Source organism: Apilactobacillus apinorum (genome assembly GCF_001281175.1).
Lineage (GTDB): Bacteria > Bacillota > Bacilli > Lactobacillales > Lactobacillaceae > Apilactobacillus > Apilactobacillus apinorum.
Genome location: NZ_KQ440396.1, coordinates 809,200 through 817,270 on the forward strand (window position 1 = coordinate 809,200; position 8,071 = coordinate 817,270).

Annotated in this window: 8 protein-coding genes; 1 reads left to right on the plus strand and 7 read right to left on the minus strand. The window is 34.9% G+C overall.

What is annotated here, in order from left to right; genetic code table 11:
• Positions 1-444 precede the first annotated feature (444 nt).
• On the minus strand, positions 445-1,113 hold the full coding sequence (gene lepB / locus RZ74_RS06765) for a signal peptidase I (protein WP_053950639.1): 669 nt from the start codon (positions 1,111-1,113) through the stop codon (positions 445-447).
• 187 nt (positions 1,114-1,300) lie between these two features.
• Between lepB and RZ74_RS06770 the strand changes: the two genes are divergently transcribed.
• Positions 1,301-1,780, plus strand: coding sequence for a hypothetical protein (locus RZ74_RS06770; protein ID WP_053950640.1), 480 nt, complete (start codon positions 1,301-1,303; stop codon positions 1,778-1,780).
• A 35-nt stretch (positions 1,781-1,815) separates the two neighbouring features.
• On the opposite strand, the gene mnmG is transcribed toward RZ74_RS06770, so the two are convergent.
• The 6 genes from mnmG to rpmH form a co-directional block, all read right to left on the minus strand.
• The gene (gene mnmG / locus RZ74_RS06775) at positions 1,816-3,747 is read right to left on the minus strand and encodes a tRNA uridine-5-carboxymethylaminomethyl(34) synthesis enzyme MnmG (RefSeq protein WP_053950641.1); all 1,932 of its coding nucleotides are present in this window, start codon (positions 3,745-3,747) and stop codon (positions 1,816-1,818) included.
• 42 nt (positions 3,748-3,789) lie between these two features.
• On the minus strand, positions 3,790-5,181 hold the full coding sequence (gene mnmE, locus RZ74_RS06780) for a tRNA uridine-5-carboxymethylaminomethyl(34) synthesis GTPase MnmE (RefSeq protein ID WP_053950642.1): 1,392 nt from the start codon (positions 5,179-5,181) through the stop codon (positions 3,790-3,792).
• Positions 5,182-5,358: 177 nt separating this feature from the next.
• The gene (gene jag / locus RZ74_RS06785) at positions 5,359-6,087 is read right to left on the minus strand and encodes an RNA-binding cell elongation regulator Jag/EloR (protein ID WP_053950643.1); all 729 of its coding nucleotides are present in this window, start codon (positions 6,085-6,087) and stop codon (positions 5,359-5,361) included.
• Positions 6,088-6,190: 103 nt separating this feature from the next.
• Entirely contained in the window at positions 6,191-7,024 is an 834-nt protein-coding gene (gene yidC, locus RZ74_RS06790; RefSeq protein ID WP_053950644.1) for a membrane protein insertase YidC, read from the minus strand.
• Positions 7,024-7,386, minus strand: coding sequence for a ribonuclease P protein component (gene rnpA / locus RZ74_RS06795; protein WP_053950645.1), 363 nt, complete (start codon positions 7,384-7,386; stop codon positions 7,024-7,026). Before rnpA ends, yidC begins: the two co-directional genes overlap by 1 nt.
• Positions 7,387-7,446: 60 nt before the next feature.
• Positions 7,447-7,581, minus strand: coding sequence for a 50S ribosomal protein L34 (gene rpmH, locus RZ74_RS06800; protein WP_034530627.1), 135 nt, complete (start codon positions 7,579-7,581; stop codon positions 7,447-7,449).
• Positions 7,582-8,071 lie beyond the last annotated feature (490 nt).

Genomic DNA, 8,071 nt, shown 5'->3' on the forward strand with positions numbered 1-8,071 from the left:
TTGCTTGTTCTTTTCTTCTAATGACATATCTTTATCGTTTTTCATTTTAGGTGGTCTTCCTTTAGGTTTATTTAGGCGACCTTCAGATGCTAATCGTTCCCATTGATATACTACGCAGGGGGAACTGAGTTTGAAATGCCGTGAGGCATTTGTTAATGATTCATGATTCCTTAATCGCCAGTTTATGACCTTTATTTTAAACGAATATTCATAATAAGTCTTAGTATTTTTAGAAAAATATTTAGGACCAAACTGATCAAATTTTCTAATCCATTCGTAAAGGGTCGCAGACCCTTTAATACCATACCTCTTAGTTATTTTTGTAAATCCTAAGCCATTATAATAATCTTTAATGGGGCAGCTAATTTTATTTCTCTATTAAACATAAAAGAACCCCTTGAGTTAGATTTCTCCAACTCAAGGGGTTCAGTTCAAGTGCTTTTTTTATTTCGCTAAATCATTAATGTTATGACGTTCTGTCTTAGTTCCAGACCATGGGAATAGTTTAACCACTCCTAAAATCTTGTCATTATCAACAAATCCCCAATAACGACTATCGTTTGATATTGAACGATTATCACCTAAAACAAAGTACTTGCCCTTTGGTACAACTGTTTTATTTTGATTATAAACCCATTTAGTTTTAGATAGGCTTGCGATATCCCAATTCTTAATCTGTTTATCATTATCATCGAAATATCTAGTTCCTACTGTTAGTTCTTGTTTACTTATATAATTTTGGTTAAAAACCTTGTTATTTACGTATAACTTACCATCTTTATAGGAAATTTTGTCACCAGGAAGACCGATAACACGTTTTACGTAGTAATTAGTGGTAGTAGCAGTTGGGTCTTCACCGTGAGCATCGAAAACGATAACGCTATTTCGTTTGACCGTCGCTTGCTTTAAAACCAACATTTTTTCACCATTGTGAAGATTAGGATCCATTGAATGACCATCAACATTTGCGGTTGTCACAAAGTGAGTGAAAGTTAGATATGCTAATACTAAGAAAATAACGTATATTGACCAGCTTAGCGTTTCTTTTAGAATTTTATGTTCACCTATGTAGTCAGAAAACTGACGAAATGGGTTTGTTTTTTTATTTTCCATTTTTCATACTCCTAATTATTGGATAACACTATTGTATCATTATTCCACAGATTGATTAAATAAAATTTCTTGTATTAAGTTTAAAATATAAGTATAATTTAAACATTAATACATTCATTAAATGATAAAGGAATGACTAGACATTAATAAGCTAAATATTCATCGTAATATTTTTGGTGCATTTTTAGTGTGGTTTTTACTCTCTGTTCTATGGGGTTTGTTCGCAATTGATAAAGAAATCTTAACCGAACGAATTACATTCCGCATTGATTTAAACACTGCGTTACCACAGATGGCTATTCTCATTCAAGCCGGCATTTTATACATAATTATATCGTTAATGAGAACTCGCATCTTCTTAGCATTTATTTCCATTTATGTCGTGTTTGTGGACGCTTTAAATCTTTCCGCACCACTTATCTGTATAATATCCGGAAAATACCTATACGCTCTATTTTTGGGAACTATGTGGATTTTACTAACTATTGCGATTATTTGTTTTACTATTTGTGCAAACCACTCAATTCTAAAACATCGATCAATTAAAATAAACAACCAAAAGACATCAGAATACTTAAAATACAACATTATCCTTTTAAAAAGATTTTGGATTCCAGGAGTTATTGCTGCATTTCTATTCTCTCTTATGAATAGTTGTTTACATTAAAAAACCGTCTAAACAATGTTTAGACGGTTTTTATTTTAGTCTTTTTTAACTTTAGCAATCTTACCTTGTTGAATGTAAACACCTAAGATAGCAACATCAGAAGGGTTAACTCCTGAAATTCTAGATGCTTGCGCAACAGTTTGTGGTCTAATCTTTTCAAGTTTTTGACGTGCTTCGGTAGCTAAACTATCAATGGCATTGTAATCAATGTCATCTGGAATCTTTTTAGCTTCCATTTTCTTCATTCTAGCAACGTTTTCTTCCGCTTTTTTAATGTATCCAGCGTACTTAGTTCTAATTTCAACTTGTTCAATCACACGACGACCCAATGGTTTGTCAGCAGGTTCGATGAACTTCAATAAAGTATTGTAAGTTACGTATGGACGACGTAGGAATACTGATGCTAAAATTCCATCCTTAAGCGGCTTGTCGCCATGTTCTTCAACAAAGGCGTTCACTTCGTCACTAGGTTTGATTCTAGTATGATCCAAACGGTCTAGTTCTTCTAATACCGCTTGTTTCTTTTCTAGGAACTCGTTGTAACGTTCATCTGAAATCAAGCCTAATTCATGACCTTTTTCAGTTAAACGGAAGTCAGCGTTATCGTTTCTAAGTAGTAAACGGTATTCAGCACGACTAGTTAATAAACGGTATGGTTCATTAGTTCCCTTAGTTACTAAATCATCAACTAAAACTCCAATATATGCTTCATTTCGTTTTAGAATCAATGGATCTTTTCCTTGGGCACGTAATGCGGCGTTAATTCCGGCATATAAACCTTGTCCAGCAGCTTCTTCGTAACCAGAAGTTCCGTTAGTTTGACCGGCTGTATATAGGTTCTTAACAATCTTAGTTTCAAATGTTGGTTTTAATTGGTAAGGCGCCACAACATCATATTCAATTGCATATCCTGGACGCATCATTTCTGCATGTTCCAATCCAGCAACAGAATGTAGCATTTTTTGTTGTACTTCTTCAGGAAGTGATGTTGAAAGACTATCACAGTAGTATTCATTAGTTTCTCTTCCTTCTGGTTCTAGAAAGACTTGATGTCTGTTCTTATCAGCAAAACGAACAATCTTATCTTCAATTGATGGACAGTAACGAGGACCGACCCCTTCAATCACACCGGTAAACATAGGTGCACGATCAAGGTTATCCTTAATGATTTGATGAGTGTGTTCGTTAGTGTAAGTTAACCAACATGATAATTGGTCTTTAACTGGAATGTAGTCATCATCTGAAGTTTCAAAACTAAAGTGATTTACTTCTTCATCCCCAGGTTGTTCTTCTGTCTTAGCAAAATCAATTGTACGACCGTTAACGCGCGGAGGAGTCCCAGTCTTGAAACGTTTCAATTCAAAACCTAGTTCTTCTAGGTTTTCTGATAGTTTCATCGCTGGTTGAGAGTTATTAGGACCTGATGAATACATTAATTCACCAATGATAATACGGCCACGTGCAGCTGTTCCGGCACAAATAACAGTAGTCTTTGAGTAGTACTTCGCACCAGTGTAGGTAACGATTCCCTTGCAGACACCATCTTCAACGATTAATGAATCAACAATCCCTTGTTTTAAGTCCAAGTTAGGTTGTTTTTCAATTGTTTCCTTCATTGCACGGTGGTAAGCATGCTTGTCAGCTTGTGCACGTAATGCACGCACAGCAGGACCCTTACCTGTATTTAACATTCTCATTTGGATGTAGGTTTTGTCGATGTTACGACCCATTTCTCCACCCAAAGCATCAATTTCTCTAACAACGATTCCCTTGGCAGGACCACCTAGAGAAGGGTTACATGGCATAAATGCCACCATGTCCAAGTTAATGGTAATTAACATGGTCTTGTTACCCATTCTAGCTGAAGCTAGCGCAGCTTCACTACCAGCATGACCGGCACCAACGACAATAACATCGTATTGTCCAGCTTCATATTGAATCGTTTCGTCACTTACAATTTGACTCATTTTTTCTTCCTCCATTCAAAATGTTTCACATGAAACATTTTTCTATTTTCCTAAACAGAATTGGCTAAATAGTTGATCTAACAACTCTCCGTTGTAGCTGTCTCCGGTAATTTCACCTAATGCTTCCCAACATGCATGCATGTCCATTTGTACTAAGTCGACCGGTAATCCTTCTTCTAATCCATTAATTACGTTATTTAATGATTCTTTAGCGTTGTGTAACAAGCTAACGTGTCTAGCGTTAGTTACCATTACATCATTTTGAGAGCTTTGAATTCCTTCAGTAAAGAATAACTTCGCAATCATTTCTTCCAATGGTTCTGTTCCGTTATCTTGAATTGCTGAAGTTGTAATTACATTTTCAGCACCCACTAATTGTTTAACTTCATCAACATTAATTTGTTGAGGTAAATCGGTCTTGTTTAAAATAACGATACGCTTAGTATCATTAGTTAATTCAATCAATTGACGATCTTCATCAGATAGCACTTCTGAATAATTTAATACCAATAGTACTAAATCAGAACTACTGATTGCCTTTCTAGAACGTTCAACCCCGATTTTTTCAACCTTGTCGTCAGTTTCACGGATTCCAGCAGTATCGACTAGTTTCAATGGAACTCCTTTAACGTTAACGTATTCTTCCAATACATCACGGGTAGTTCCGGGAACATCAGTAACAATCGCTTTATCTTGATGTAATAAGTGATTCAAGATACTTGATTTACCAACGTTTGGGCGTCCAACGATTGAAGTTGCTAAACCATCCCTTAAAACTTGACCTTGTTTAGCAGTTTCTAATAGTTTTTCAACCTTACCACGTAAATCAATTGCATTGTCCTTTAATAACTTAGAAGTAACTACTTCCGCGTCATCATATTCTGGATAATCAATATTAACTTCGACATTAGCTAATACATCTAATATTTGACGTCTAAGGGTTCTAATTAGTCTAGAAAGATTACCTTCTAATTGGCTTTCTGCAGCCTTCATAGAACGGGTTGTTTTCGCATCAATCACGTCCATAACCGCTTCAGATTGTGATAAATCAATTCGTCCATTCAAGAACGCACGCTTGGTAAATTCACCTGGTTCAGCTAATCTAGCACCATAACTCAAGATTAATTGCAAAATAGTGTTAGTAGCTAAAATCCCACCGTGACAGTTAACTTCAATTACGTCTTCACAAGTGTATGTTTTAGGTGCTCTCATTACAGAAACCATCACTTCATCGACATCTTCATTAGTATCTGGATCAAAAACATGTCCATAATTAATGGTATGTGAGTCAACTTTATTCAAATCTTTTCCGTGGAAAATCTTGCTAATTACCTTTAAAGCGTCATCTCCACTGATTCTAACAATCGAGATTCCTCCTTCACCAGGTGGCGTTGAAATCGCTGCAATTGTATCAAAATCTGTTGTCGTTGCCATTTTCTTCTTCCTTTCTAAATCTGCATAGATCTTTTTCAATCTAAATGCACAAAAAAAGTGCCCACTCCACGCCAAAAACACAGCATGAATAAAGCACTTTCACTACTTCATTTATTATCTGATTTAAATTATATAGTATATAATAAAAATTTTTATATCATTTGTCAATTTATATGACTATACATTTTCTGGTTCTACAACCACTGCACGATAGGGTTCGCGACCAGATGAAAATGTATTAACGTATCCATTATCTTCTAATTGAGTATGGATAACTTTTCTTTCAAAAGAAGGCATCGGATCTAAATAAACCGGTTGACCGGTCGCAACTGCTTCTCTAGCAGTCTTTTCAGCTAATTTCTTTAAAATTTCTGTACGGCGATGACGGTAGTCAGCAGTATCCAATTGGATTGATAGACGGCTGTACCCGATGTGATTTAGATAGATTTGTGCTAAGTCTTGTAAAGCGTTGATAGTTAGCCCGTGTTTTCCAATTAATAATCCTTCTTGTTCTGTCTTAAAGTTAATACGAGCAAACTTACGATTCATAATCTTAGGTTGTTGCTCTGCCGTAATCCCTAATTCTTCAACAATTGGTTGCAAATAAGCCATTAATTCTTCAATGGCTTGTTCATTAGAGTGTTTACGTGTTTTTTCAGTGTTGTTACTTGGTTTTAAATCAATTTTGTTAATGGTTTTAGTTGTTGCTGCGATATCTTGAGAGTTTGATGCTGTTTGTACGTTTTTAACGTCGATTTCGACGATTGCATCACGTTTTCCGATTCCTAGAAAGCCCTTACGATTAGTTTGTACAACGTTGATTTCAGCGTTATTTCTATCGATATTTAGTGACTTTAGTCCTTCTTCGATCGCATCATTAACTGTTTCAGCAGTAAATGTTGACATGTGGGGACTCCTTTAAAAATAAACTATGTTAACTATAATATCATAAAACCGCGCCATAATGATACATAAAAAAGCGTCTGATATAAAAATCAGACGCTTTTGTTTATTTACGACGAGATTTTTTAGCTTTACGAATTGCTTTTTCAACATTTCGTTTACGATCTTTTTCAGCTCGTAGCTTTGCTTCTCGTTCTTTTTGAATTTTCCAAGGGTTTTGAAGTACTAATGTTTGTCCAGCTTGGAACGCATTAGTTACTACCCAGTAAATTGAAATAGCGGCAGGAATGTTTAATGCCATAAAGAAAATAATTAGTGGCATTCCAAATGTCATTCCCTTAGTCATTCCATTTTGTTCTGGTTGAGACTTCATAGATAACCATGAACTAATGAATGTAAATACCGCAGCTAGAATTGGCATGATGAAGTAAGGATCACGGTGTCCTAATTGTAACCATAGGAAGTGACCTGACTTCAAAGCTTCGGTACGCCAAATTGCTTGATACAATGCCCAAAGGATTGGTAATTGTACAAGTAATGGTAAACAACCAGCAACTGGGTTAACACCAGCTTCAGCGTAAAGTTTTTGTTGTTCTTCACGAAGCAACTTAACAGTTTCAGTATCCTTTGAAGAATACTTCTTTTGTAGTTCCTTTAGCTTAGGTTGTAATTCTTGAGTCTTTTTCATGCTCTTGGTTTGATAAATCATCAAAGGCAAGATCACAATTCTTACAATAATAGTGAAGGCAACGATACCCATTCCATAACTAGAACCAAATAATTTAGCTAACCAAATAATAGCTCTTGAGAAATTTAATACGATGACTCCATCCCATAGACCAGTACTGTGTGAAGTAATTGGTTTATTACTACATGCAGTTAAAAAGAATACTAGTCCTAAAATTGAAGTTAGTGAAAGATACTTCTTAAATTTTTTCATTAGTCTTCTCCCTCAACATAATCAGAATCAAGCAAGTTTGCCAATTTTAAAACGTGGACCATATTCTTCTTAACTTCTTCCATTGATAACATGTCGGCTCTTGGACGAGCAATCACTAGGAAATCAACTTCTGACTTTAAGTGTGGCTTTAATTCGGTCAAACTTTGTCTTATTCGTCTTTTAACCCAATTTCTGTGTACGGCATTACCAATCTTTTTTCCAACTGAGATTCCGACTCTAAAATGGGGTTGATCGGGCTTTTCCATTTGATAAATGACAAAAGTCCGGTTAGCAACTGAATTATGTTTTTCAAAAACACTTTGGAATTCTGCTTCTTTTTTGACTCGATATGACTTACGCATAATCCATCTCCATTAAATTTTGTTCAATATAATGAAAAAGACCACTGAATGGTCAGTGGTCTATACAGTCAATGACTTTCTACCTTTTTTACGACGGCGAGCTAAAACTTTACGACCGTTGCTAGTGCTCATACGACTACGGAAACCGTGAGTACGTGCGTGCTTACGTTTCTTTGGTTGGTAAGTTCTCTTCATTACTAACCCTCCCTTATATGTTTTTTTGTATGTTTCTTTTCTATGTCAAATACATTTCTTAAACATAATAACACAAAAACCAAATGGATGGAACATATAAATTGAGATTTAATCGCGAAATATATGCTTTTTTATCCACATTTTATTTTGTTTCATACACATTTTTTATTGTTTCTTGTGGACTTATTTTTTCAAATCCACATAGTTATCCACAACTTATCCACAATTCAACACATTGTTATTATTTTTATTAACAGGATGTGTATAACTTTTGACTTTTATTGTTATATCAACCATACTTACCTGTGGATTATTAACAATATTTTGTGGAAAACTATTATTTTTTTAGTTTTTTTATGAGTTATACACAGATTGTGAGATTTTCAATCAACAATGTGTGAAACATTTATACACAATCAAAACAACTTGTGGAAAACTTTTTTTTTTAATGGTAAAATTACTAAAGATTTTTAACGGGAGGAAATGATTC